The following is a 24,551-nucleotide window of genomic DNA, read 5'->3' as shown; positions in this document are numbered from 1 at the left end:
CACTTCGGTGTAAACCACATGGGAAGTGACTTGAGCACAGGACAAATGCACGGCTTTGGCCCCAGCATCACCCGCATCTTCGGTTCCATTGGAATATGGCGGCAACGTGGCTGTTGCTCGAATTTGGATCGGCCGGCCTGACGAAACGGCAAGACCGGTGCTTTTCGGCACTGGCCTTTGGTCCACTCCGCGGCAGCACTTCCGTAGTCCAGCTTCAGATCTAGATGCGATTACATACGGTAGGCGATGGTATCGTTCCAGAACCGATCCAGGCGCTGCAGGGCGCGGTTCATCTGCTTGAACTCTTCCGTGTTGATGCCGCCAACCTGCTCGATCGAACCGACATGGCGCTCGTAGAGGCCGGCGACGACTTCCGCCACCTCATTGCCCTTCGGCGTCAGCGAAACCCGCACCGAACGGCGGTCGATGCGCGAGCGCTGGTGGTTGATGAAGCCGAGATCGACCAGCTTCTTCAGATTGTAGGAGACATTCGAGCCGAGATAATAGCCGCGCGAGCGCAGTTCGCCGGCGGTCAGCTCCGAATTGCCGATGTTGAACAGGAGCAGCGCCTGGATGGCGTTGATGTCGGAGCGACCGTTGCGGTCGAATTCGTCCTTGATCACATCAAGCAGACGGCGATGCAGCCGCTCGACCAGCTGCAGCGATTCCATGTACAGCGAACGGATCGCCTCGCGGCGGTCATCGGATACGTTGGCGGCCTTCGCCGCCGGACGCGAATTGATCATTGTCTTTGCCTCTCGTTTGTCGCCCGGTGATTTTTTGTTCTTCACCTTGATCGCGACACTATCGAATACTCATAAAATTCGACTTAAACGCCAAGGCTAACAAGAGCTTACCGGTAAGGGGTTTCGAAAGAGGCTTAACGGACGGTCACCCGAGCAAGGATAATTAACCTAAAGATTTAGCCAACGATCCTGGCCGGAATTGCTATCGCCGGGCTTGCCGCTTCTGGATCCAGATCACCACGCGGAACACTATGTAGAGCAGCGCCACCGCAAGGTGCGAGGCGACGATCAGCGGCCGGTGGCCGAACAGCTCGGGGAAGCCGGCATACATGACGCTCTCGGTCACCGCGCAGATGAACCAGATCACCGGCCCCCAGGACGCCAGCATCCAGAGGCCGGCGGCAGCGAATGGAAAAAACACCGCCAGCACCACCGCCGCCACCTGCCAGTGCACCGGCATCAGGTCGAAGCGCCACAACGGGCCGGGGTAAAAGCCGATCAGCCGGATCCAGTACAAGATGCCGAACAGCAGACAGTAGCCGGCGATGACGCGCTGGAACCAGGCGAAGATGACCTCGATCGTCGAGGGCTGCAGCACTACGCGTCTCGAGGCCACGTCGCTCACAGCTTCAGTTCCCGCTCGCCGAGCGGTGCGAAATAGGCGTCGACGTTGGCGGCGCTGACGTCATCGATGCCTGCCGGCCGCCATTGCGGCGTCGAGCCTTTATCGATGATGGCGGCGCGGATACCTTCATAGAAGTCGTGCCCGGCAAGCATGCGGTTGAGGATACGGAACTCCATTTTCATGCACTCGTCCATCGACAACGTCTGCCCGGCGCTGATCTGGCGCCATGCAACATGCAAGCTGGTCGGTGAACGTGTGCGGATGGTGGCCAGCGTCTTTGCCGCGAACTCGTCGACAGCGGCTGCCCGCTCCAGACTGGCGACGATATCGGCCAGCGACGGCTGCGCGAAATGCCGGGCGATGGCTTCCAGCGTCGGCCTGTCGGTCTCGCGCCTGGCCGGGACGAAGCAGCCGCGCAGCACCGATTCCGGGTCGCCGCTTTCCGCCAGACGGTCGAGGAAGCCGGCCTGGTCCTCCGCCTTGATCGTATGGGTGGCGAGGCCCGACCACAAAGCATCGCCATAGCGGATGCGGTTGCCGGTCAGCGCCAGATACATGCCGAAGCTGCCGCCGAGATCCGGCAACAGATGGCTGGCGCCGACATCCGGGAAAAAGCCGATGCCGACCTCGGGCATGGCAAACTGCGCGTTCTCGGTCAGCACTCGCTGCGAGCCATGGAAGGAGATACCTACGCCGCCGCCCATGACGATGCCGTCGATCACCGCGACATAGGGTTTCTTGAAGCGGGCGATGCGGGCATTCAGCCGGTATTCATCGGCGAAGAAATCGACCGGAGGCCTTCCTGCGCGGCCGGCTTCGTAGATGTGGAGGATGTCGCCGCCCGCCGAAAATGCCCTGCCCTCGGCCTTGACGACGACAACGTCGACGCCGTCGTCGCGCTCCCAACTGCGCAGCGCCTTGTCCAGCGCCTTGACCATGCGGTGGGTTACGGCATTGAGCGCCTGCGGCCGCGTCAGCGTGACGACGCCGGCCCTGCCCAATCTTTCGAAGCGAATCTCGTCGCCTCCGCCAAAATCCATCGCCAGAGAATCCCTCCCCGCGCCCGCCGGGAGTGAAGTGCTAAAGCGTGGCGCATGGCCGCGTCAATGGCGGCGGCCAATCCGCTGCATGGTCGTCGGCGTCACCCAGTGCTAATGCTGGCGCTTTGAACCGGAAGGTTGAACCATGCCTTGGTTGCCGCGCCTTGCTGTTGTGGTGGTCGGCCTGATCGCTGCGAACACTCCTCCCGTATCGGCCGAAACCGTCGACGAGCTCTATCAATCGCAGACCATCGTCACCGGCCAGGGCGAGGTCAACAGGCAGATCGGTTTCAAGGCCTGCCTCGATGCGGTGCTGGTTCGTGTGTCCGGCGATCAGCGGCTGCCGAAGAAAACTGAGATGGCGGCGCTGCGCGACAAGGCCGGCAGCTTCGTTGCCGAATTCCGCTATCGCGACCGTCTCGAAGGCATTCCAATCCATGACGAACAAGGCACGCATGACCGGCCGCATGATCTCACTTGTCTGTACAGGCCTGACGTTATCGATCCGGTGCTTGCCACGCTCGGCAGCAAACCATGGCTTGGCGAGCGGCCACGCCTGGCAATTTTCCTGGCGGCGGAGCAAGGCACAAGGCAGTTCGCGCTGACCGCCGACGATGAGCGCGGGGCGGCGATGCGCGAATCCTTCGTCAATGCCACCGGTCCGCTGGTCATGCGGATTGTGTTTCCCGAAGAGTCGCTGCTGTCGGCCTCGAAGCTTGACGACCAGGCCCTGCGCCATGCCGATATCACGACGCTGGACCAGCTTGCCAGGAAGGCCGGAGCCGACCAGGCGCTCGCCGGCAGTATCGTCTGGAGCGACAAGGAACTGGGCTGGATAGCCGACTGGCGGCTTGCCTTGAATGGCAAGAGCTACAATTGGCAAGTGCGCGGCGTCAGCTTCGACGAGGCATTCCGCGTCGCCATGCGGGGTGCTGCGCAGATCCTGTCGGGCAATGGCCAACCAGAATAGCGCCCGACAGGACCGCTGGCACAATCGTGTCGCATTGGTCAGCAGCGCAGGCTCGTGGTAAAAGCCGCCCGATCCGGAGTTTTTGCGATGAACAAATTCACCCCTGCAAAGCCTGCCGGCGCGCGCAGCGTCGACGAGATCACCGGCAGCCGGCGGCTGCGGCGCATGCGCAAGGCCGATTGGTCGCGCCGCCTTGTCCAGGAGAACCGGCTGTCGGTCGACGATCTGATATGGCCGATCTTTGTCGTCGACGGCAGACAATTGCGCGAACCGATCGCCGCCATGCCCGGCGTGTTCCGCCTGTCGCTAGACCTCGCCGTCAAGGAGGCTGAGCGCGCGGCCAAGCTTGGCATTCCGGCGATCGCCACTTTCCCCAATGTGGAGCTCGGCCTGCGCGATCAGACCGGTTCGCACATCCTCGATCCGGAAAACATCATCAACCGCGCCACCCGCGCCATCAAGCACGCAGTGCCGGAGATCGGCATCATCACCGACGCCGCGCTTGACCCGTTCACCTCGCATGGCCATGACGGCATCTTGCGCGAAGGCATTATCGTCAATGATGAAACGGTGGAGCAAGTGACGGCGGCGGCCGTCATCCAGGCGGCGGCGGGGGCCGACATCATTGCCCCCTCGGACATGATGGACGGCCGTATCGGTGCCATCCGCGATGCGCTCGACGCCAATGGGTTTCAGGATGTAGCGATCATGTCCTATGCGACCAAGTTCGCATCCGCTTTTTACGGCCCCTATCGTGAGGCGGTCGGCACCGCCGGCCTGCTCAAGGGCGACAAGAAGACCTATTATATCGATCACGCCAATTCCGACGAAGCGGTGCGCGAGGCCGAGCAGGATCTCGCCGAGGGCGCCGACATGCTGATGGTCAAGCCCGGCCTGCCCTATCTCGACATCATCCGGCGGCTGAAGGACGAGTTGCAGATGCCGACCTTCGCCTATCAGGTCTCGGGCGAATATTCGATGATCAGGGCCGCCGCCGCCAATGGCTGGATCGACGGCGAAAAGGCGATGCTGGAATCGCTGCTCGCCTTCAAGCGCGCCGGCTGCGACGGGATTCTCACCTACTTTGCGCCCGAAGTGGCGGCGATGCTCAAGGGGTGATGCGCCTTTGTAGCGTCTACATCGAGCAGTGTTCGTTCGTTCAAAGCGCGACATGGAACGCCGCAGGACATCGCTTCAAGTTTACGCTGCCCCTCGTTGCCCTGCCGGGCATTTTCTCCCCGTAAAGTGGCAGGGAGAAAGACGCGTTCGTAAAAGATTTCACCAATCTCCAGCGTTGCAAAAACATCGACGTTGCGGCCAGCCCCTTCTCCCCGTCACTATACGGGGAGAAGCTGCCGGCAGGCGGATGACGGGCGGCGCCGACATTGAGATTAGTTATTCCAACATGATTTGGAAGCGATTGCCCCGCCGGCGATTCAAAATACCGCTTGCAAAATGCAATCAGTTAAGCTACCCCGATAACTGCTTGCATCTCACAATTGGTTATCGAGGAGGCTCTCATGTCCAAACTTCGCGTCAGCGCTTTCACCTTGTCGATCGACGGCTTCGGCGCCGGTCCCGACCAAGACCTGAAGAACCCGCTGGGTGTTGGCGGGGAAGCCCTGCACGAATGGATGTTCGGCACCCGCACCTTCCGCAAGATGGTCCTCGGCAAGGATGGCGGGACCACGGACACTGACGAGGCGTTCGCCGCGCGCAGCTTCAAAAATATCGGCGCGTGGATCCTGGGCCGCAACATGTTTGGGCCGATCCGCGGCGAATGGCCGGATGACAGCTGGAAAGGCTGGTGGGGTGACAACCCGCCCTACCATGTGCCGGTCTTCGTGCTCACGCACCATCCACGTGATCCCATTGTCATGGAGGGCGGCACGACCTTCTATTTCGTGACCGACGGCATCCACTCAGCGCTGGAGAAGGCGAAAGCAGTGGTTGACGGCAAGGATGTACGGCTGGGCGGTGGCGTTTCTACGATCCGGCAATATCTCAAGGAAAAGCTCATCGACGAAATGCATCTGGCGATCTCACCGGTCCTGCTAGGCGCCGGCGAGAGCCTTTTTGCCGGCATCGACATGCCCAAGCTCGGCTATCGCTGCAGCGAGCAGGTCGCGACGCCGAAGGCCACGCATGTCATCATCGAGCGCACCTAGCTTGTTGCAGGGCGCCGCCATGGAGGCGCCGCCTTCCTCGCCGCTTTAGTCAGTACTTCTCCGGCACATACAGTTCGCGCGGCAGTACCTGGCGCTCGTATTCGGGATTGAAGACGCGCTCCGGCAGTGTGATCTCTTCGTGCGGCACCTCCTCATAGGGCATCTGCTTGAGGAGATGGTCGATGCAGTTCAGCCGTGCCCGCTTCTTGTCGTTGCCCTCGACGATGAACCACAGGGCTTCCGGGATATTGGTGCGGGCGAACGTTTCTTCCTTGGCCTTGGTGTACTGCTCCCAGCGCACGCGCGACTGGAGGTCCATCGGCGACAGTTTCCATTGCTTCATCGGGTCATGGATGCGCATCAAAAAGCGCATCTGCTGCTCCTCGTCAGTGATCGAAAACCAGTATTTGACAAGCGTAATGCCTGAGCGGACCAGCATGCGTTCGAAATCCGGAACGTCGCGGAAGAACTCCTCGACCTGATCCGGCTGGGCAAAGCCCATTACCCGCTCGACGCCCGAGCGGTTGTACCAGGAGCGGTCGAACAGCACGATCTCGCCGCCGGCCGGCAGATGAGGAACGTAGCGCTGGAAATACCATTGCGACTTCTCGCGCTCGGTCGGCGCCGGAAGTGCTGCGACGCGGCAGATGCGCGGATTAAGCCTCTGGGTGATGCGCTTGATAACACCACCCTTGCCCGCCGAGTCGCGGCCCTCGAAGACCACGACGAGCTTCTTCTTGTGATAGGCGACCCAGGATTGTAGCTTGATCAATTCGGATTGCAGCGTGATGAGATTGCGAAAATACTGCAGGCGGTCGATCGATGGCGGATGCGCATTCTTGTAGATCTTGGCGATCTCCATCGACAGCGCCGGCTCCGAGATTTCCAGCTCATAATCTTCGTCGAGCGTGTCGGCGAGTTCCGCTTCCAGCCAGTCCCTGGCCGGGGAATTCTGTTTTATCTCGGTCATTTGCGCTGCTCCGCTTACAGGCCTTGCCGGCCGCTGTCAGGCGCTCTGCCGCCCGGCCCGGCGGCCGGAAATCGAAGCGCTGGACCGATGTTAGTATAGGCCGGCAATGACGGTTTTATTGCAGCCACTACTGCGCTGGCTATGCGTTCAATCCGCAAGATGTGATCGAGCTTGCCCTGCGGGGCGGGCGACAAGCGGAACGAATTATCCTACAAATGCCCGGTTCACTGAGGGGCTGTCGTTTGCAACGCCCTTTCCCGATAAATCGTGAGGATACGACATGGAATACCGCACTCTCGGCCGTTCCGGGCTGAAGGTTTCGACCCTGACAATGGGCACCATGACATTCGGCGGCGGCGGCGCGTTTTCGGCGGTTGGCAAGACCGACCTCGACGAGGCGCGTCGGATGATCGACCTTTGCATCGATGCCGGCGTCAATGTCATCGACACCGCCAACGTCTATTCGAACGGGGTGTCGGAAGAGATCATCGGCGAGGCGCTCGGCGGCAAGCGCAAGGGCGACGTGTTGATCGCCTCCAAGGCGCGCATGCGGATCGGCAAAGGCCCCAATGATGAAGGCCTGTCGCGCTACCATTTGGTCCGCGAATGCGAAAGGAGCCTTAAGCGGCTCAGGACGGATGTCATCGACATCTATTTCCTGCACGAGTGGGATGGCCTGACACCGCTCGAGGAAACCATCGCCGCGCTCGACACGCTGGTCGCGCAGGGCAAGGTCCGCTATGTCGGCTGTTCCAATTATTCCGGCTGGCAGGTGATGAAGGGGCTTGGCATCAGCGATCATCATCACCAGCCGCGCTTCGTCACCCAGCAGATCCACTACACGCTGGAAGCGCGCGAGGCCGAGTATGAATTGTTGCCGATCTCGGTCGACCAGGGGCTCGGCGTGCTGGTCTGGAGCCCGCTTGCCGGCGGGTTGCTGTCCGGCAAATACCACCGTGACCAGCCGACCGCCCGCCAGCTCAGCGGCTGGTCGGAACCGCCGATCCGCGACGAGGACCGGCTGTGGCGGATCGTCGACGTGCTGATCGATATCGGCAAAAACCACGGCGTGTCGGCAGCGCAGGTGGCGCTTGCCTGGCTACTCGGCCGGCCCGCCGTCAGCTCGTTGGTGATCGGCGGACGAACCGAAGCGCATTTCAAAGACAATATCGCCGCTGCAAGCCTGGTGCTTGGCGATGAGGAGCGCACACGCCTCGATGCGGTCAGCAGGCCGCCCGTGCTCTATCCCTACTGGCACCAGCAGTTCACCGCAAAGGACCGGTTCGGTCCGGCCGATCTCGTCCTCGACCGCGACGGCGCCTGAAAAGCCGGGCTCTCCGGACTGCGCGGAGATATGGAGCCCGATCGTGCCTTGCGCTGTTGTGTTTGCGGTCCAATGCTCCTAGGCAAAGGCCAAGCACAATGAAAGGAAACGATATGGCACGAGCACCGAACTACGGTCAGGAACGCAAGGAACGCGACCGGCAGAAGGCTGCCAAGAAGGCGGAAAAGCAGGCTGCCAAGGTCGCAGCCAAGGAGCGATCGAAGCCCGAGGGCGAGAGAGAGTCCCAAACCAAAACCGAAACGGCCGAGTGATGACGCCCGGCCTGTCAGGCGGTCCGCGCCTCGGTCAAATCCCGCTATGCCTCAGGCGGGCGCCTTGTCGCTGACGAAGACGTTCACTTCACGAGCGGCGGCAATGAAGGCCCGTCTTGCGTTCATGGCCGGCTTGTCGCCGGCCAGCGCATCATGACAGGCTTGCAACGCTTCGCGGTGCTTGGGGCTGCGCTTGCCGGGCCAATTGTTGAGGAGGTAGTCGGAAGCCTCGCGGGCCGTACGCAAGAGCTGATTGCTTCCCGCCGCGCCCTTGACGGTCACGGGTGTGTCAAATCGGTTGTTTTCCATCGCTGCTCTTACGCCATCGGCATTTGCGAAGCGAGACCGAAAGTAGCATTCTTCGCTCATCTGCTCTTTTCGTGATCAATGGCAGCCGATCCTCACTCAAGCGACGACGGCAAATCCCCGGGCGCGCAGGCCGCGCCGGTCGTTGCGCAGCGAGGTCACCAGCCGGTCGCGGCTGCCGATGATATGGGCCGAAAGCAGGCGGGCGGCGCTATCGGCATCGCCGGCCCGCACCGCCGACAGAATGGCATGGTGTTCGGCCCAGGCACGGCCGAGCGCTGCCTCGTCGCGAACCTCGAGCCAGCGGGCGCGCGACAGGCGTGTCATCACGTCGCGAACCGCTCTGAACAGGAACTCGTTGCCGGATAGACGCGCCAACTCGATATGAAAATCCCTGCCGACGCGATGCCATTCCTCGCGCGGCGTCTTGTCGTCGCAAGAATCGAGCATCGCCTCGATGATTTCGACGGCACTTCTGTCCTGCAAGGTGCAAGTTAGTCTGAGTGCCGCGACCTCGACCGCCTCGCGATAGACGGCGATCTGCTCGAGTTCAGCAAGATTGATGGGCGAGACCGTCCAGCCGCGGCCGGCGCGGCAGATCAGGCCTTCAGTCTCGAGCCGCAGCAATGCCGCCCTGACCGGCGTGCGCGATGCACCGAAGCGGCTTTCGACCCAGCGCTCCGTCAGCCGCTCGCCGGGACCGATCTCGAGCCCGAGGATCATCTCGCGAAGCTGCTTTTCGACGTTCTGCATCTGCGACATTGGCGTTCCGTTCAGGTCATTTGTTCCGGCAATCGGGTCACTGGCCGGCGTTGGCCGATCACGCCGGCCTTTGTCGATCATGTTTGAGAGGCCCGCATTGACAGCGACGGGGCTTGCGTTCATGACAGATACCAGTTTGGTATCCCAAATTGGTATCCGTAGCAAGTTTCATGCAAGCTGGCCGGACAGGACATGACATGCCGCAAGACGCCGCCCTCGCCATGCAAGGCACGCACAACGTCCACTGGCGCCGCAATCTCGCCGTGTGTTTTGCCGGCTCGTTCAGCACGCTTGTAGCGATGACGCTGCTGTTGCCCTTCCTGCCGCTTTACGTCGAGCAGCTGGGCGCCGAGGGCCATGCGGCGATCGTGCAGTGGTCGGGCATCGCCTACGGCGCCACCTTCCTTGCTGCCGCGCTGGTCGCGCCCCTGTGGGGGCGGCTAGGCGACCGCTACGGCCGCAAACTGATGCTGGTGCGAGCCAGTTTCGGCATGGCGCTGTGTATGTCGCTGACCGGCATGGTGCAGACCGTCTGGCAATTGGTGCTCTTGCGCCTGCTGATCGGCTTTGCCGGCGGCTATTCTTCGGGCTCGACCATCCTGGTTGCCATGCAGACGCCGAAGGATCGCTCCGGCTGGGCGCTGGGCGTGCTGTCGGCCGGAATCACGGCCGGTGCCCTGGTCGGTCCGCTGCTTGGCGGCGCGCTGCCGCCGCTGATTGGCATCCGCGCCACATTCCTGCTCGCCGGCGGCGTCATTTTCCTGGCTTTTCTGGCAACCACCTTGCTGATCAAGGAGGCCCCTCGCCCGGTTGCCGCCAAGGCCGCGTCAGAAGAAAAAGTGAAAGACGGCTGGTCGCAGATTCCCGACAAGCGCCCCGTCGTCGCCATGCTGGCGACCGGCATGCTGTTGAGTTTCGCCACCATGTCGATCGAGCCGATCATCACCGTCTATGTCCAGCAGCTCATCGAAGATCAGAGCCAGGTCACGCTGGTCTCCGGCATCGTCATGTCCGCGGCAGCGCTAGGCGCCATCCTGTCGGCGTCGCGGCTCGGCAAGCTCGCCGACCGTATCGGCCACTGGAACGTCATCGTTGCCGCACTCGCCGTCTCGGCGCTGCTGCTGATCCCGCAGGCCTTCGTTACCCAGGGCTGGCAGCTCGTCGGCCTGCGTTTCCTGATGGGCCTGGCGCTTGGCGGTCTTTTGCCCTGCATCACCAGCGTCATCCGCCACAATGTGCCCGACGGGGTCGGCGGCAACGTGCTGGGCTTGTCGATCTCGGCGCAATATGTCGGGCAGGTCGCCGGACCGTTGCTCGGCGGCTTCGCCGGCGGCCATTTCGGTATGCGCTCGGTGTTTCTCGGCACATCCATTCTGATGGCGGGCGGAGCGGCCTATAACTGGCTGGTCCAGTCGCGCCGCGAACGCGACATGCTGGCGGAAGCCGGCAAATCCTGACACGGTTCGCGGCACTATCTCAGGCGGTCGCCAGGAATCACGGAGGCGTGGAAATGAGCACGGATGAACACGCGGCAGGCGGCCGCATTCTGGTTCTTGCCGGCGGCCTATGCGGCGCAACCGGCGTGGCGCTTTCGGCGGCGGCGGCACATCTCGGCGGCGCTTTCGTCGGTACGGCCGCATCCTTCCTGCTCTTGCATGCGCCGGTCTTCCTTACCGTCGGGCTGCTCGGTGGCAATAGCATCCTGCGAACCGGAAGCCTCATCCTTCTCGTCGGGCTTCTGCTATTCTCGGGAGATCTTTTGGCCCGCGACTTCCTTGGCTCGCGGCTGTTCCCGATGTCGGCGCCGATCGGCGGCACGTTGCTCATCGGCGGCTGGCTGATGATGGCCGCCTCGGCGCTGGTGCGCCCGCGCCGCCATTGATGCGGCAACCAATGGCCGCCGCTGCTCCTTCGCCAGCCGCCCTCGATCCACGAGCTCTGTCTTGCCAGCTCAGTCTCGCGGACGTTCGGGCCGGACTTGGCCATCGCTGTTGGTCGTCTTGACTACACGCCGCCGCTCCGGCCGTTCGGTGGCCGGCGAGATGCCCCAATAATTGCGATAGATGTCTTCGAACAGATGCTTGATCGGGTGCATGGTTTAATCTCCTCTAGTTTTTTGACTCGATCCAATCAGCGGGCACAAAAATAGGCCACCGATCAGCTCCGCTTGCGTCCTACGAGGAAACCCAGGTCGCGAATCCACGGACCGGTCCTGTCTCGCCGCTTCCGGGCCTCCGCGCTCGAACGGATGCTCCAGTCGTTCCGGTAAATGTCCTCGAACAGATAATTGACGGGGTGCATGGCGCTCTCCTATTGTATCGATCCAATCTGGGGGCGAAAAACGCTCTTGGATCGATTCAAAAAATACGCATCGCACCACAAATGTCAAGCAAAAATTTGAATCGATCCAACGAAGGTGTTAGGTAGTCGGCGATACTGTTGGACCGGAGTCCCGGAGACAAACAAATGGCATCACTCACCGAAGGCAGGAGGCCCATCCGGCTGGCGGACATCGCCAAAGCCGCGGGCGTATCACACGGAACTGCCTCCAATGTCTTCAGCCGTCCCGAAATCGTACGCGAGGAAGTCCGCGAGCGGGTCAAGGCGGCGGCCGACGCGCTGGGCTACGCCGGCCCCGATCCAAAGGGCCGCCTGCTGCGCGCCGGCAAGGTCAATGCGATCGGCGTCGCCACAACCGAGCCGCTGTCCTATTTTTTCGACGACCCCTTTGCGCGCGTGATGATGGCCGGCATCTCGGAGGCATGCGACGCCACCGGCGCGGGAATAGCCCTCGTGTCGGCCGGCAACGAGGAAAAACTTGCCTGGAATATCCAGAGCGCCCTGGTCGACGGCTTCATCCTGTTCTGCATCGAGGGCGGTCCGCGCCTCGTCGAGCTGACGCGCGAACGCAAGCTCCCCTTCGTCGCGCTCGAGCTCGGCTCGCAGGACGCCACGGTCTCCGCGATCGGCGTCGACAATGTTGCCGGCGGCCGGCTCGCGGCGCGCCATCTGGCGGAACTTGGACACCGCCGCTTCGCCGTGCTGTCGCTGGCCTTCGCCGACGACAGCACCGGACTTGTCTCGCCCGAGCAGGTCCGGACCGCAGTCTATACAGGAACCCGTGACCGCCTCCTCGGCTATCTCGAAGAGCTTTCCCGGTTCGGCGTCGATACCGCCAAGGTGCCGGTCTACGAGACTGAAAACGATGAGGCCAGCACAAAGGCTGGTCTCGAAACCCTCTTCGCCTCGGCGGAACCGCCGACCGCCATCCTGGCGATGTCGGACCGGGTCGCGATGGAAGCATTGGAATGGCTCAGCGCGCGGGGCATCGCGGTTCCTCGCGATGTTTCCGTCGTCGGCTTCGACGGCGTGCCTGAAGCCGCAATTTGCGAGCCTCCGCTCACCACCATCGCCCAGCCGATCGCCGAGATCGGCCGCCGGGCAGCGCGAAGAATCCTCGACTTCGACGGCACGGTGCGGCGAGAAACGCTCGATGTCGAACTTATCGTCAGGGCGTCGTCCGGGCCGCCGCCAGGCACAGGTTGACTGGGCAGATCGGCTCCAAATCTTATCGATTGGCCGCCATCGGACCGATGCCAAAGGATGGACGGACCGGTGACGCCTCGTTGCGGACCGGCTTGCCCTTGCCGGACCAGCCGATAGCGGACAGCCATTCCAGATAGAAGGCGAGCGCGAACTGCATGGCGATGCCGGCGGCGAGCAGCAGACTGTCATAGGCAAAGCCGCCCGGGTTGACCAGCTTCATCACCTGCGCCGCCATGGCAATCACCGTGCCGGCAATGAAAACCGGCAGCGAGCGTTTGCCCAATATGGCGAGCGGATTGTCGCGGCCGGTGCGGAACAGGTTCGAGACGAAAGGCAAGGCGACGACCAGATAGCTCATCGCCAGGATGTGCAGCAGCCGCGGCAACGACAGGAACGTCTTGTCGAAACCGGTCAGCACCACCGGCAGGTCGAGCCACGACACATGCCCCCACAGCGGGCTGTGCACCCAGACGAGCGCCGTCAGCACATAGGCGGCGGCCGCGCCGACCAGCCAGCGATTGGCCGGGATGGTGCCGCCGCGCCGCACATGCAACACGCTGGCCATGCCGATATTGAACAGCAATTGCCATGACAGCGGATTGAGGAACCAGAAGCCGGGCTCCGGGTAGTTCGGCGGCGCGATCTGGTAGATTCCGGCAATCAGCCAAAGGGCTGCGGATACTGCGAGCGCCGCCAGTGGCCGGTAGCTGATGAACAGCAGGAAGACCGGAGCCATCAACAGCAGCGCCGCATAGACCGGCAGTATGTTGTTGTAACCGAGCTGATGGCCGAGCGTGACGATGCCGACCAGGACTTGTGGCGGGTTCCTGACGAGCGGCTCGATGTTGATCAGCGTCAGAAGATCCGGCCGTTTCGCAAACACCGCCGCCGCGCAGAAGATAGCCATCACCACCATCGTCGTGACGATGTGGGTGACATAGAGCACACCGGCGCGGCGCCACATTTTCAGCGTTGCAATCAGCCGGTTTCCCGGCTGGAACTTAGTGCCGTAGGCGAGAGCGACGGACATGCCGGAGATCAGCACGAAGGCCTCGGCCGCATCTGAAAACCCGAAATTCTTGTAGGTCAGGGTTTCGAACACGGTGCCCGGCACGTGGTCGACGAATATGGTCAGGAGGGCGAGAGCCCGGAACACATCAATACGCGTATCGCGTTCCGGCGAAACTGGCATGGTCATCGATAAAAGGCCTTAAAGCTGGTTGTTCATGCCCGGCATGCGATCCCTCGGGCGACCACCCGGCGCACACTGCTTCGATCCCCCCGCGGGGATTATATCGGCAAAGAAACGGACTGAAATGCGCCCGGTTCAATCAACTTTCGCGGAGCTTGAAAATATTCCGTTTTGAAGCCGGCAAATTAACGAAAGTAACGCGGAATCAAAAGGATGTGACTATGGCCGAGCAAAGCCTCGAAGACGGTATTTTGCAGGAGAATTCAGGCTTTTTCTACCGGCTCCATCGATCCGCCAATTTACCCGGTGACTGGCTGTTCCTGTTGCATGGATCGGGTGTCGACGAGACGACCTTGCTGCCGCTTGGTCGGCAAATCGCGCCGCATGCGGCGCTGGTTACGGTCCGTGGCCGCATCCCTCAGGAGGACGGTTTCCGCTGGTTCACGCGAATCACCCCGACGCGATTCGAGCAGGCAAGTATCCGCGCGGAGGCAGATGCGTTTGCAGGCTTCGTCGCCGGCGTCGCGAAGCGCCACAGCCCCGATCTCCGCCGCGCGACCTTTCTCGGGTATTCGAACGGCGCCAATCTGGTTTCAAGCGTCATGCTGCTGCATCCGGGCCTCATCGAGCGCGCTGCATTGCTGCGTCCGATGCCGGTGCTCGACGAGGTGCCGCCGGCCGACATGTCGAAGGCGCGGGCTCTGATCGTCGCCGGCGCCGCCGACCTGACCTACGCGCCATTCGCGCCGGTGTTGGCCGCTCTACTGAGCTCGCATGGCGCCAAGGTCGAGACCCACACCATTGCCTCCGGCCATGAAATCGGCGACGCGGATGCTGAAATCGTCAGGCAGTGGCTGGCGGGGTCAGGCAACCGCTGAACGAGCGGATTGAGCGCACGCACAACGCGGGCCCGACCATCGAATGTCAGTGTGCGGCGGGCTGGAATAGCTCGATCACATTGCCGGACGGGTCTTCGAGCAGGGTCTGCGAGCCGCCGACGCCGTTGATGATATCGTTGCGGAAGGCGAGCCCGGCGCCCTTCAGGCGCGCAACCTCTTGCTTCAGATCCGGCACCACCAGCAGGATGCGGTTCCACCCTCCCGGCACCGGCCGGCGGCCATCCGGCATCGCCCGTGCGCCCGAGCTCTCCGGCCCGCTCAGCAGAAGCCGCAGATCGCCGCGCGTGACCGAGCAGAAAGCCGGCCGCGCATCCCGTTCAATGGCAAAGCCCAGATGCTTCACGTAGAAATCGATGGAAGCGGCGACATCGTCGACAATATAGCGAACACTGACGGGCGTCATGACCGGGGACCTTTCAGTTTGAGTAGAACGTTTTATTAAAGGCTGCTCATCATCGGCAACGCCCCGGCAGCACTACGACGCCGCCGACACACTATGACCGTCGGTTCGCCAGGGGATCAGGGCAAGCAGACCAGCACTGCCGACCACGGCGAAGACAGCGCCGTAGATGAACACCGCCTCATGGCTTACACGATCCCAGAGCTGTCCGGCGACAACGCTTGCCGCGAGTTCCAGCAGGCCGACCGTGGTGCTGTACCAGCCGATGCCGCTGGCACGCAGCTCTTGCGGCACGAAGTCCGAGGCGAATGCCTTGCCGACTGAGCGGAAGATGCCTTGATAGAACCCGTAGAAGGCAAAAAGCAGCCCGATCAGATAGATGTTCCGGGTCAAGACGAAGCCGAGATAGGCGATCAGGAAGATGACGAAGGACGACAGTAACACGCCCTTGCGGCCGAAGCGGTCCGATAGAAAGCCGGCCGGGTAGGAAATCAGCGCCGCAACGAGATTGAAGCCTGCGTAGATAAGAATGGTTGCCTCCAAAGAGGCACCGATATCCTGTGTTTGCAGAATCAGAAATGCATTGCTCGAATTGCCGATGCCGAAGAGAGCTGTCACCAAGAGATAGATCCAATAGGCTTTGGGAAACTGCCGCAGATTGACGTCGATCTTGGCCTTTGCGGCTACGGCCAGTGGCTGCTCGTGCACCAACACCACCATGAGGAAGGCGAGGAGACCGGGAATGAGCGCGAGATAGAAGATCCAGCGGATATCGACTTTGAGCGCGATGAGAAGCAGCACCGCGAGCAGTGGCCCCAGAAACGCTCCCAGATTGTCGCCAATGCCTTCTAGGCCGAATGCTTTGCCTCGGTGCTCGTCGGCCACCGACGAAGCAAGGAGCGCGTCGCGCGGAGCGGACCGGAAACCTGCAGCGAGCCGATCCACAAACCGCGCGCCCAGGACCATCGGCCACACTGTGGCCACGCCGATCAGCGGTTTGGCGATAGAGGCCAGAAAATAGCCAATGAGGGCTATCGGTTTCCGCTTCTGAAGCCTGTCCGAGAGCCAGCCCGAAAAACCTTGCACGATGTTCTGCGTCGCCTGGGCGATTCCGTCGACCAGACCGACGACGCTCCCGCTTGCGTGCAGGGTCTGGGTTAGGAAGATCGGCAGGATCGGATAAAGCATCTCGGTCGAAATGTCGGCAAACAGGCTCGCCAGCGCCAGAAGCACCGTGTTTCGGGAAATCCAGGCGAAGGTTTTCCTTGGCGCTGGCCCAGTCATTGCTTTGCCCTGTTCGGCAATCCGTTTGGCTGAAACGCAACGGCTACCATGTCGGTTGCAATGCGCCACTGCTGAGTGTCCTGCCCCATCCCGAAGGTCCGCGCAGCAAAACCGGTGCCCACGCGGTCCTTCGATTCGGGATCATGGTCTACGCCCGCCCCATGCGGTTCCAGGCGTCCAGCCCGGCGATCTTGTAGGCTTCGGCCAGCGTCGGATAGTTGAAGGTGTTGTTGACGAAGAAGTCGACGGTGCCGCCGAGATTGATGACCGCCTGGCCAATGTGGATGAGTTCGGTCGCGCCCTCGCCGACAATATGGGCGCCGAGCAGACGGCGTGTTTCGATCGAGAACAGAAGCTTCAGGAAGCCGGTGTTGACGCCCATGATGTGGCCGCGCGATGTCTCGCGAAACCGCGCCACGCCGACCTCGTAGGCAGCACCGCTCTCGCGCACCTGCTCCTCGGATTGCCCGACGGTGGAGATTTCCGGCACGGCGTAGATGCCGTAGGGAAAGGTTTCGGGCGGCGGCGGCAAGGGCACGCCGAAGGCATGGCAGGCGGCCACCCTGCCCTGCTCCATCGAGGTCGAGGCCAGGCTCGGAAAACCGATGACGTCGCCGGCGGCATAGATGTTGGACGCGCTGGTCTGGAAGGTCTGCGGATCGACCTTGATGCGGCCCCTGGGATCGGCATCAATGCCGACCGTTTCCAAGCCCAGGCTGCCGACATTGCCGGTACGCCCTGCAGCATAAAGCACGATCTCGGAACGTATGGTGCGGCCGTCGGCCAGCATCACCTCGGCATAGTCGGGTTTGGAGGCGATCTCCTTGACGGCGCTGCCCAAGCGGATGGTCATGCCGCGGTCGCGCATCTGATGGATGAAGTCGTCGACGATCTCGCGATCGACGAAATCCAACATCGTATTGCGCGGCTCGACCAGCGTCACCGGCACGTCGAGCGCCGAAAAGATCGTCGCATACTCGACACCGATAACACCGGCGCCGATCACCGTCAGCGTGCGCGGCAGGCGGTCGAGCTCCAGCATCTCATCGCTGTCGAAAATCCGTGTTTTGTCGAACGGCACGTCGTGCGGCCGGTGCGGCCGGGTGCCGACCGCGATCAGCGCATGGGCGAAGCCAACCTCGCTGTAGTCGCCGGTGTCGGTGGTCAGGCTGACCTTGTTGGGGCCGAGGAATTTTACCGCGGCGCGCGCACTCTTGACCGTGTTGCGCATGAACTGGTGCTGCAGCACCTCGACCTCATGGTCGAGCGTCTTGTGCAGGCGCTCGACCAGATCGCCGACCGAAATGTCCTGCTTGACGCGGTAGCCGCGTCCATAAAAGCCGCGCTCACGCCAGCCGGAGAGGTTGAGCACCGTCTCGCGCAACGTCTTCGACGGTATGGTCCCGGTATGCACCGAAACGCCGCCGAGACGCCGGCCTCTGTCGACCACCAGCACCGACTTGCCGAGCTTGGCCGACTGCACCGCGGCGCGGCGCCCGGATGGGCCGCTGCCGATGACCAGCATGTCGTAGTCCATGTCGCCCCGTCCCCTCGGCTCGGCACCTTTTGTTGCGCCGCAGCAAGCTAACGCCATCCGCGCCATGAATTCAACAAGTCAGACGACGCCGGGCACTCCGTCACCATATACGGCGGCGAATGGCTCGATCTTGATTCCGCCGCGAACCTTCACCATTTCATCAACACGCGGCCCGTGCATTAACCCGGGTTCGATTACGAGGAAATGACATGAACGCTCGCGTTCTCGACGGCGATATCATCACCAGCAGGCTCGAAGACGTCCGCGCCTATGAAGGCGTGCGCACGCGGCGCATTCTCGCCTTCGTCATCGATTATTTCATCGTCGCGCTGCTCACCATTCCATTCGCGATCCTGGTGTTCCTGTTCGGGCTGTTGACGCTCGGCCTCGGCTGGATGCTGTTTTCCATTCTCGTGCCGGCCGTCGCCATCCTCTACATCTGGAACACGCTCGGCAGTAAAGACCAGGCCACCACCGGCATGAAGGTGATGGGCATCCGGCTCGACCGGCTCGACGGCAGCCGCATCGACGGGCTGACCGCCGTCGTGCATTCGGTGCTGTTTTGGGCCGGCAATGTCATCCTTTCGCCGCTGGTCCTGCTGGTGAGCCTGTTTTCCGACCGCAAGCGCACGCTGCACGACCTGCTGCTCGGCACCGTCGTCAGCCGCAGCGGCCGCTGAGCAGACTTTTGAAGCGCGGCCGCAGCCTTTGCGCACAAATGTGAAGACGTCCAATCAACCAGGCTTTCACAATCCTGTTGAATTTTTCGGCGTCCGCGCCAAAGGTAGAGCGATTCGCAGGAGTGTTTCCAAGGCTCGATGACGCAGCACCCGACCCAGTCGCCGCAGTTCTTTCTGACCGCGCCCTCGCCATGTCCCTATCTCGAGGGCCAGTTCGAGCGCAAGGTGTTCACACACCTGGTCGGCGACAAGGCCCCCGAGATGAACGATCTGTTGACGCAGGGCGGTTTCAGGCGGTCGCAGAACATCGCCTACAGGCCGGCCTGCGAGACCTGCCGCGCCTGTGTGTCGGTGCGCATCCTGGCGCAGGAATTCACCGCCAGCCGCAACTTGAAACGGGTCATACAGCATAATTCGGATCTGGTCGGCGCCATGCACGACGCCGAACCCTCCACCGAACAGTATTCGCTGTTCCGCAGCTATCTCGACGCCCGCCACCGCCGTGGCGGCATGTCAGACATGACCGTGCTCGACTACGCCATGATGGTCGAGGATACCCATGTCGACACCAAGGTCATCGAATACCGTCGCCGCGGACCTGACAGCTTCATCACCGGCAAGGGCCAGGGCGAGCTGATCGCCGTGGCGCTCACAGACAAGATGGCCGATGGCCTGTCGATGGTCTATTCCTACTTCAACCCGGACTTCGAGGACCGTTCGCTCGGCACCTTCATGATCCTCGACCACATCGCCCGCGCCAGGGCGATGGGCCTGCCCCATGTCTACCTGGGTTACTGGGTCAACGGCTCGCGCAAGATGAATTATAAGATGCGCTTCCAGCCGCAGGAGCATCTCGGCCCGAAAGGCTGGGAACGCTACAATCACGAAGCGGTTTCGCGCTGATCTTCGCTTTCGGTATTCACTCTTAAATTGTTTCGAGGAGGATGCCGCTGGGCTTCCGGCCGATCGGCTGGAAAACCGGGCGGTCAATTTTGCGCCTCCAAGCCTACGCGAGAATTGCCGCATGTCTTCCCACAACGACCACCAGAGAGGCCTTCTGATCACCGCCATCGGCGGGCTGACGCTGACCGTCGACATTCCGCTGATCCGGCTCGCCGACGGCGAGGCGTGGACGATCCTGCTGTTGCGCACCGGCACGACCTTCGTCGCCACGCTTATCATCTGGGCCGCCTGGCGCTCGCTGAGCGCAAAGGCACCGCAGCTTGTGCCGGGCTGGTCAGGGCTCATCGTTGCCGGCCTCTACGGGCTCGGCTCGATCGCCTTCATCACCGGCGTCTACAACACTTCGACCGCCAATCTCGTTTTCATCCTGGCCTTCACCACCATGTTCGCGGCCGTTTTGTCGTGGCTGTTCCTGAAGGAGAGGCCACGGCCGCTGACGCTCGCAGCGCTGGCATTGATGATCGCCGGCGTCGTGATCATCGTCGGCGATTCCGTCGGAACCGGGCATCTCTTCGGCGACCTGATGGCGCTATGCTCGGCTTTCATGATCGCCGCGGCCATCACCATCTCGCGCGCCAGCGGCAAGGATATGGGCTTCACCGCGCTGATCGGAGTCGTCCTGCCGCTGGCCGTCGGCGCCGTGATGGTTTCCAAGGTGGGTTTTCACGTCAACGCACCCTGGTGGATCATCTTCAACGGCGCCGTCATCATGCCGATCTCGTTCTTCTGCCTCGCCAACGGCCCGAAATACATCTCCGGGCCGGAGGTGGCGATGTTCTACCTGCTTGAAACCGTGCTGGCGCCGGTCTGGGTGTGGATGATCTTCGCCGAAACACCGTCGCGCAACAGCCTGATCGGCGGCGCGATCCTAATCATGACCTTGATCGGCCATTCGCTCTGGCAGTTGCACGAGGGGCGCAAGCGCCGCGCCACCTTCGCCGTCAGTCACCCGGCCTGATTCTTTTTCGCGGCGGCGCGTCCGGCGACAATTTCGATCTGCGGCGGTGCGTCATCGTGCTCCGCCGGTTCGGCGGCAGCGAGCTCATCGGTCAGTTCCACTTCGCGCAGCCATTCGCGCCAGATTGCGACCAGCAGCGCCATCAGCACCGGGCCGATGAACAGGCCGAGAAAGCCCATCGTCTTGACGCCGCCAATCAGGCCGAAAAAGGTTGGCAGGAAGGGAAGCTTTATCGGCCCGCCGACCAGCTTCGGGCGCAATGTCTTGTCGACGATGAAGAGTTCGACCGCGCCCCAGATGAACAGTGCCAGCCCGGCCATCGGCGAGCCGCTGGCCGCGAGATAGATCGACACCAGCGTGAAGGACAGCGGTGCGCCGCCGGGGATCAGCGCCATGATGCCGGTCAGCGCGCCGAGCGTCACCGGCGACGGCACGCCGGCCAACCAGTAAGCGATACCCAGCACCAGCCCTTCGCCGATGGCGATAACGGTCATGCCGGTCACCGTCGAGGAGATTGTCGCAGGCACCACGCGTGAGATCCGTTCCCATCTGGCCGGCAGGATGCGTTCGCCGAGGCGATCGACCTGTCCGGCGAAATGCTCGCCGTCGCGATAGGCGAAGAACAGCGCGATCATCATGAATAGCAGCGTCAGCAAAAGGCCGAAGGCGCTGCCGCCGGCGGCAAGCACGCCGCGATAGATGCTGCCGATATTGGCGCCACTGATCAGCTGGATCAGTTCGCCGATACCGCCGGGGTGGCCAACGTTGACCGTCCATTGTTCATTGAGCCATTCGCCCACCACGGGCATGGTGGCGATCCAGTGCGGCGTCGGCGCACCGTAGCGGTTGGTCTCTATCGCCCAGTTGACCCACTCGCGCACCTCATTGATGGCGTAGGTGCCGGCAAGCGCGATCGGCACCACCAGGAAAGTCAGGATGAACAAGATCGCAAGCGTCGCAGCGATGGTGCGGTTGCCGCCGACGCCGGCGAGCAGCCGCCGATAGAGCGGCCAGCTGGCGAAGGCGATAACCAGGGCGGCAAGAACCGGGAACAGGAAGCCGTGGAAGAAATAAACGCCGGCGGCAACGATCAGCACCAGGAGCCAGCGCGCCGCCGACAGCGGCGGAATGACAGCGGCCCTGAGCGGCATCGACAGGCCAAACAGACGCTGCTGCCGCTCCGGCTTCTGGATCCTGACTTCCTTCAAGCGGCTACCTCTCCCTGGCCCATCGTATCGCTTATGCCCTGATATAGTGCAGCAATCGTGACGACATCCCAAATGTTTGGGTGGAGCTGCTAATCTCCCCCCTTGAGGGGGAGATGTCGCCGAAGGCGACAGAGGGGTCGGGACGTCCTGACGCGACCTTACCACGAACAAAGGAGGCTGGCGCTTCATGCGCGGGGACCCCCTCTGGCCTGCCGGCCATCTCCCCCTCAAGGGGGGAGATTACCGCTTCACCCGAACTTGCCAGTCCTCGGGAAACCCTTCGGCACCATGCGGCCGGCCGAGGCGCGGGCGCCAATCCATTCGGCAAGCTCGTCACGCGATTTGGTGAAGGTGCGGTCTGCCGAATCCTGCCAGGACAGGCCGCTTGCGAGCGTGAAGGTCTTGAGGTCGAGGACGCCGCCATCTTTGTATTTCTGCAGGCGCACGCCCTTGCCGCGCCCCATCTCCGGGATCTCGGCCAGCGGGAATACCAGCATCTTGCGATTCTCGCCGACAATGGCGAGATGGTCGCCGGCGACGCTTATGCAGCGCTGGGCTTCGTCGGGCGCCTTGACGTTCATCACCTGCTTGCCCTTGCGGGTGTTGGCGACGACTTCTTCTTCCGGCACGATGAAACCGTTGCCGTCATGCGACACCAGCAGCAGCTTGCGCTTGGGATCATGGACGAAGGCGGTGACGATATCCTGGTCGTTGTCCATGTCGACGATGATGCGGATCGGCTCGCCGTGGCCACGCCCACCAGGCAGCCGGTCGGCGCCGATCGTGTAGAACTTGCCGCCGGTGGTGGAGACCAGCACCTTGTCGGTCGTCTGGGCGTGGAAGGCGAGCTTGAGGCTGTCGCCTTCCTTGAAGGTCAGGGCCGAATGGTCGGTCAGATGACCTTTCATGGCCCTCAGCCAGCCCTTTTCTGAAACGACCACGGTGACCGGCTCGCGCTCGATCATGGCGTGGGCGATATCGGTCAGGTCATGCTCGGGTGCGTCGGCGAACTCGGTGCGGCGCTTGCCGATGTCGGTCTCGGGCCCGTATTTCTGGCGAACATTGGCGACTTCCCACTTGATCGTCGCCCACTGCTTGGCGTCGGACGCAAGCAGTGCCTCGATCTGCTTCTTCTCGCCGGTCAGGCCATTGAATTCCTCGCGAATTTCGAATTCCTCGAGCTTGCGCAGCGCCCTCAGCCGCATGTTGAGGATGGCTTCAGCCTGGGTGTCGGTGAGTGACCAGCGGGCCATCATCACCTGCTTGGGCTCGTCCTCCTCGCGGATGATCCTGATCACCTCGTCGATGTTGAGGTAGGCGATCAAATAGCCGGCGAGGATCTCCAGCCGCCTTTCGATCTCGCCGAGGCGGTGCTTGGAGCGGCGGATCAGGACGTCGCGGCGGTGCTCCAGCCATTCCTTGAGCACACCTTTCAGCGACAGCACGTTCGGCACCTTGCCGCGCGACAACACGTTCATGTTGAGCGGAAAGCGGCTTTCGAGCTCGGTCAGCTTGAACAGCGATTCCATCATGATGCCGGGATCGACCGAGCGGCTTTTCGGCACCAGCACGACGCGGATGTCCTCGGCGCTCTCGTCGCGGATATCCTCGAGCAGCGGCAGCTTGCGTGCCATCAAGAGCTCGGCGATCTTTTCGATCAGCCTGGCCTTCTGGACGCCGTAAGGGATTTCGGTGACGACTATGTTCCAGGTGCCCCTGCCCTGGTCCTCCTGGCTCCATTTCGCCCTGACACGAAAGCCGCCGCGACCCGTTTCGTAGGCTTCGAGGATCGAGGCTCGGCTGTCGACGATGATGCCGCCGGTCGGGAAATCCGGACCTTGCACGAAATCCATCAGCTTGGTGACGGGCGCATCCGGACGATCAATCAGGTGAAGCGCGGCGTCGCAGAGCTCGGCCGCATTGTGCGGCGGGATCGAGGTCGCCATGCCGACGGCGATGCCGGACGAGCCGTTGGCGAGCAGGTTAGGGAAGGCGCCGGGCAGCACGGCCGGCTCCTCGTCTTCCTCGTTGTAGGTCGGGCGGAAATCGACGGCGTCCTCGGTGATGCCTTCCAGCAGCAGCGTCGACACTTCGGTCATGCGCGCTTCGGTGTAGCGCATGGCGGCGGCGTTATCGCCGTCGATATTGCCGAAATTGCCCTGCCCGTCGACCAGCGGGTAGCGCATCGAAAAATCCTGCGCCAACCGCACCAACGCGTCGTAGATCGACTGGTCACCATGCGGATGGAATTTGCCCATCACCTCGCCGACGATGCGGGCGCATTTGGCAAAGCCCTGGTCGGGGTTGAGCCGCAACAGACGCATGGCATGCATGATGCGACGATGCACCGGCTTCAGCCCGTCGCGCACGTCCGGCAGTGCCCGGTGCATGATGGTCGACAGCGCGTAGGCGAGATAGCGCTCTTCCAGCGCCTTCTTCAGATCGACCGGCTCGATATTGTCGCCGCCGCCACTCTCGGGCGGCAAAAGCCTTTTTCCCATGGGCTGGCACTAGCCGAGCGGGTGATTCGCGGCAAGAGGCACCGGTATGCATCCTCCTAAAGCGAGTCGCATTCGACCGGCCCCATGCGACGCTTTAGGTCCTTGTTTTGATACATGCCGTTATCGCAAAACCCGCTGCACACTTTTGCGCGACATCCATTATGCAACAGGAATTGGAAGCGTCACGACGCCGGCCAACA

General features: G+C 62.4%; 25 protein-coding genes. 12 read left to right on the top strand and 13 right to left on the bottom strand.

From position 1 onward, the window contains the following. Positions 1-230: 230 nt before the first annotated feature. The 3 genes from ldtR to NKI16_RS26885 all read right to left on the bottom strand — a co-directional run bounded on the left by ldtR (position 231) and on the right by NKI16_RS26885 (position 2,411). A complete protein-coding gene (ldtR, locus tag NKI16_RS26895) occupies positions 231-746 on the bottom strand; it encodes a transcriptional regulator LdtR (RefSeq protein ID WP_352622826.1) in 516 nt (171 codons plus the stop codon). A 202-nt stretch (positions 747-948) separates the two neighbouring features. Beyond that, on the bottom strand, positions 949-1,371 hold the full coding sequence (locus NKI16_RS26890) for a DUF6163 family protein (RefSeq protein WP_352621071.1): 423 nt from the start codon (positions 1,369-1,371) through the stop codon (positions 949-951). After that, positions 1,368-2,411, bottom strand: coding sequence for an enoyl-CoA hydratase/isomerase family protein (locus NKI16_RS26885; protein ID WP_352783441.1), 1,044 nt, complete (start codon positions 2,409-2,411; stop codon positions 1,368-1,370). The genes NKI16_RS26890 and NKI16_RS26885 overlap by 4 nt, the downstream gene beginning before the upstream one ends. A gap of 145 nt (positions 2,412-2,556) precedes the next feature. Here NKI16_RS26885 and NKI16_RS26880 point away from each other — a divergent pair, with 145 nt between their 5' ends. The 3 genes from NKI16_RS26880 (at position 2,557) to NKI16_RS26870 (ending at position 5,549) form a co-directional block, all read left to right on the top strand. After that, positions 2,557-3,381: a DUF8605 domain-containing protein gene (locus tag NKI16_RS26880; RefSeq protein WP_352783440.1), complete on the top strand. Its 825-nt coding sequence runs from the start codon at positions 2,557-2,559 to the stop codon at positions 3,379-3,381. Positions 3,382-3,468: 87 nt separating this feature from the next. After that, on the top strand, positions 3,469-4,500 hold the full coding sequence (gene hemB, locus NKI16_RS26875; RefSeq protein ID WP_352692515.1) for a porphobilinogen synthase: 1,032 nt from the start codon (positions 3,469-3,471) through the stop codon (positions 4,498-4,500). Positions 4,501-4,901: 401 nt separating this feature from the next. Then, the gene (locus NKI16_RS26870) at positions 4,902-5,549 is read left to right on the top strand and encodes a dihydrofolate reductase family protein (RefSeq protein ID WP_352571472.1); all 648 of its coding nucleotides are present in this window, start codon (positions 4,902-4,904) and stop codon (positions 5,547-5,549) included. A gap of 49 nt (positions 5,550-5,598) precedes the next feature. On the opposite strand, the gene ppk2 is transcribed toward NKI16_RS26870, so the two are convergent. Beyond that, positions 5,599-6,519: a polyphosphate kinase 2 gene (gene ppk2, locus NKI16_RS26865; RefSeq protein WP_352783439.1), complete on the bottom strand. Its 921-nt coding sequence runs from the start codon at positions 6,517-6,519 to the stop codon at positions 5,599-5,601. Positions 6,520-6,799: 280 nt separating this feature from the next. Here ppk2 and NKI16_RS26860 point away from each other — a divergent pair, with 280 nt between their 5' ends. Then, complete coding sequence (locus tag NKI16_RS26860; RefSeq protein ID WP_023674479.1) at positions 6,800-7,843, top strand: aldo/keto reductase; 1,044 nt, start codon at positions 6,800-6,802, stop codon at positions 7,841-7,843. A gap of 113 nt (positions 7,844-7,956) precedes the next feature. Then, entirely contained in the window at positions 7,957-8,115 is a 159-nt protein-coding gene (locus NKI16_RS26855; RefSeq protein ID WP_023674478.1) for a hypothetical protein, read from the top strand. A 51-nt stretch (positions 8,116-8,166) separates the two neighbouring features. On the opposite strand, the gene NKI16_RS26850 is transcribed toward NKI16_RS26855, so the two are convergent. After that, positions 8,167-8,424, bottom strand: coding sequence for a DUF982 domain-containing protein (locus NKI16_RS26850; RefSeq protein WP_023674477.1), 258 nt, complete (start codon positions 8,422-8,424; stop codon positions 8,167-8,169). Positions 8,425-8,520: 96 nt separating this feature from the next. Then, entirely contained in the window at positions 8,521-9,183 is a 663-nt protein-coding gene (locus NKI16_RS26845) for a GntR family transcriptional regulator (RefSeq protein ID WP_352783436.1), read from the bottom strand. Between the two features lie 197 nt (positions 9,184-9,380). Between NKI16_RS26845 and NKI16_RS26840 the strand changes: the two genes are divergently transcribed. Beyond that, positions 9,381-10,640: a multidrug efflux MFS transporter gene (locus NKI16_RS26840; protein ID WP_023674475.1), complete on the top strand. Its 1,260-nt coding sequence runs from the start codon at positions 9,381-9,383 to the stop codon at positions 10,638-10,640. A gap of 53 nt (positions 10,641-10,693) precedes the next feature. Continuing rightward, complete coding sequence (locus NKI16_RS26835) at positions 10,694-11,065, top strand: DUF423 domain-containing protein (protein WP_023674474.1); 372 nt, start codon at positions 10,694-10,696, stop codon at positions 11,063-11,065. A 69-nt stretch (positions 11,066-11,134) separates the two neighbouring features. Here the strand turns inward: NKI16_RS26835 and NKI16_RS26830 are convergent, their stop codons facing one another. After that, positions 11,135-11,278 carry a hypothetical protein gene (locus NKI16_RS26830; RefSeq protein ID WP_023674473.1) on the bottom strand — a complete coding sequence of 48 codons (144 nt, stop codon included), beginning with the start codon at positions 11,276-11,278 and terminating at the stop codon, positions 11,135-11,137. 371 nt (positions 11,279-11,649) lie between these two features. Between NKI16_RS26830 and NKI16_RS26825 the strand changes: the two genes are divergently transcribed. Then, positions 11,650-12,729 carry a LacI family DNA-binding transcriptional regulator gene (locus NKI16_RS26825; RefSeq protein ID WP_352636851.1) on the top strand — a complete coding sequence of 360 codons (1,080 nt, stop codon included), beginning with the start codon at positions 11,650-11,652 and terminating at the stop codon, positions 12,727-12,729. Between the two features lie 22 nt (positions 12,730-12,751). Here the strand turns inward: NKI16_RS26825 and NKI16_RS26820 are convergent, their stop codons facing one another. Further along, on the bottom strand, positions 12,752-13,927 hold the full coding sequence (locus tag NKI16_RS26820; protein ID WP_352636850.1) for an OpgC family protein: 1,176 nt from the start codon (positions 13,925-13,927) through the stop codon (positions 12,752-12,754). A gap of 215 nt (positions 13,928-14,142) precedes the next feature. Between NKI16_RS26820 and NKI16_RS26815 the strand changes: the two genes are divergently transcribed. Continuing rightward, entirely contained in the window at positions 14,143-14,799 is a 657-nt protein-coding gene (locus tag NKI16_RS26815) for an alpha/beta hydrolase (RefSeq protein ID WP_352783435.1), read from the top strand. Positions 14,800-14,845: 46 nt separating this feature from the next. Here the strand turns inward: NKI16_RS26815 and NKI16_RS26810 are convergent, their stop codons facing one another. From NKI16_RS26810 to sthA, 3 genes are all read right to left on the bottom strand, one after another. Further along, positions 14,846-15,223: a VOC family protein gene (locus NKI16_RS26810; protein WP_352621051.1), complete on the bottom strand. Its 378-nt coding sequence runs from the start codon at positions 15,221-15,223 to the stop codon at positions 14,846-14,848. A gap of 72 nt (positions 15,224-15,295) precedes the next feature. Further along, positions 15,296-16,504: an MFS transporter gene (locus tag NKI16_RS26805; protein ID WP_352796296.1), complete on the bottom strand. Its 1,209-nt coding sequence runs from the start codon at positions 16,502-16,504 to the stop codon at positions 15,296-15,298. Between the two features lie 148 nt (positions 16,505-16,652). Then, the gene (sthA, locus tag NKI16_RS26800) at positions 16,653-18,041 is read right to left on the bottom strand and encodes a Si-specific NAD(P)(+) transhydrogenase (RefSeq protein WP_352622833.1); all 1,389 of its coding nucleotides are present in this window, start codon (positions 18,039-18,041) and stop codon (positions 16,653-16,655) included. 209 nt (positions 18,042-18,250) lie between these two features. Between sthA and NKI16_RS26795 the strand changes: the two genes are divergently transcribed. From NKI16_RS26795 to NKI16_RS26785, 3 genes are all read left to right on the top strand, one after another. Further along, positions 18,251-18,721 (top strand): RDD family protein, encoded by a 471-nt coding sequence (locus tag NKI16_RS26795; RefSeq protein WP_352622834.1) that lies wholly within the window; start codon positions 18,251-18,253, stop codon positions 18,719-18,721. Between the two features lie 138 nt (positions 18,722-18,859). After that, complete coding sequence (locus NKI16_RS26790) at positions 18,860-19,624, top strand: arginyltransferase (protein WP_352456566.1); 765 nt, start codon at positions 18,860-18,862, stop codon at positions 19,622-19,624. A gap of 121 nt (positions 19,625-19,745) precedes the next feature. Continuing rightward, positions 19,746-20,642 (top strand): DMT family transporter, encoded by an 897-nt coding sequence (locus NKI16_RS26785; protein WP_352571480.1) that lies wholly within the window; start codon positions 19,746-19,748, stop codon positions 20,640-20,642. On the opposite strand, the gene NKI16_RS26780 is transcribed toward NKI16_RS26785, so the two are convergent. Then, positions 20,630-21,850, bottom strand: coding sequence for an AI-2E family transporter (locus NKI16_RS26780; protein WP_352571482.1), 1,221 nt, complete (start codon positions 21,848-21,850; stop codon positions 20,630-20,632). The two genes, NKI16_RS26785 and NKI16_RS26780, sit on opposite strands and share 13 nt — an antisense overlap. A 248-nt stretch (positions 21,851-22,098) precedes the next feature. Then, the gene (gene parC, locus NKI16_RS26775) at positions 22,099-24,351 is read right to left on the bottom strand and encodes a DNA topoisomerase IV subunit A (protein WP_352590501.1); all 2,253 of its coding nucleotides are present in this window, start codon (positions 24,349-24,351) and stop codon (positions 22,099-22,101) included. Positions 24,352-24,551 lie beyond the last annotated feature (200 nt).

This window comes from Mesorhizobium sp. M0698 (assembly GCF_040320455.1).
Lineage (GTDB): Bacteria > Pseudomonadota > Alphaproteobacteria > Rhizobiales > Rhizobiaceae > Mesorhizobium.
The sequence above is the reverse complement of the archived record's forward strand: the minus strand, read 5'-3'. Positions and strand labels throughout refer to the sequence as shown.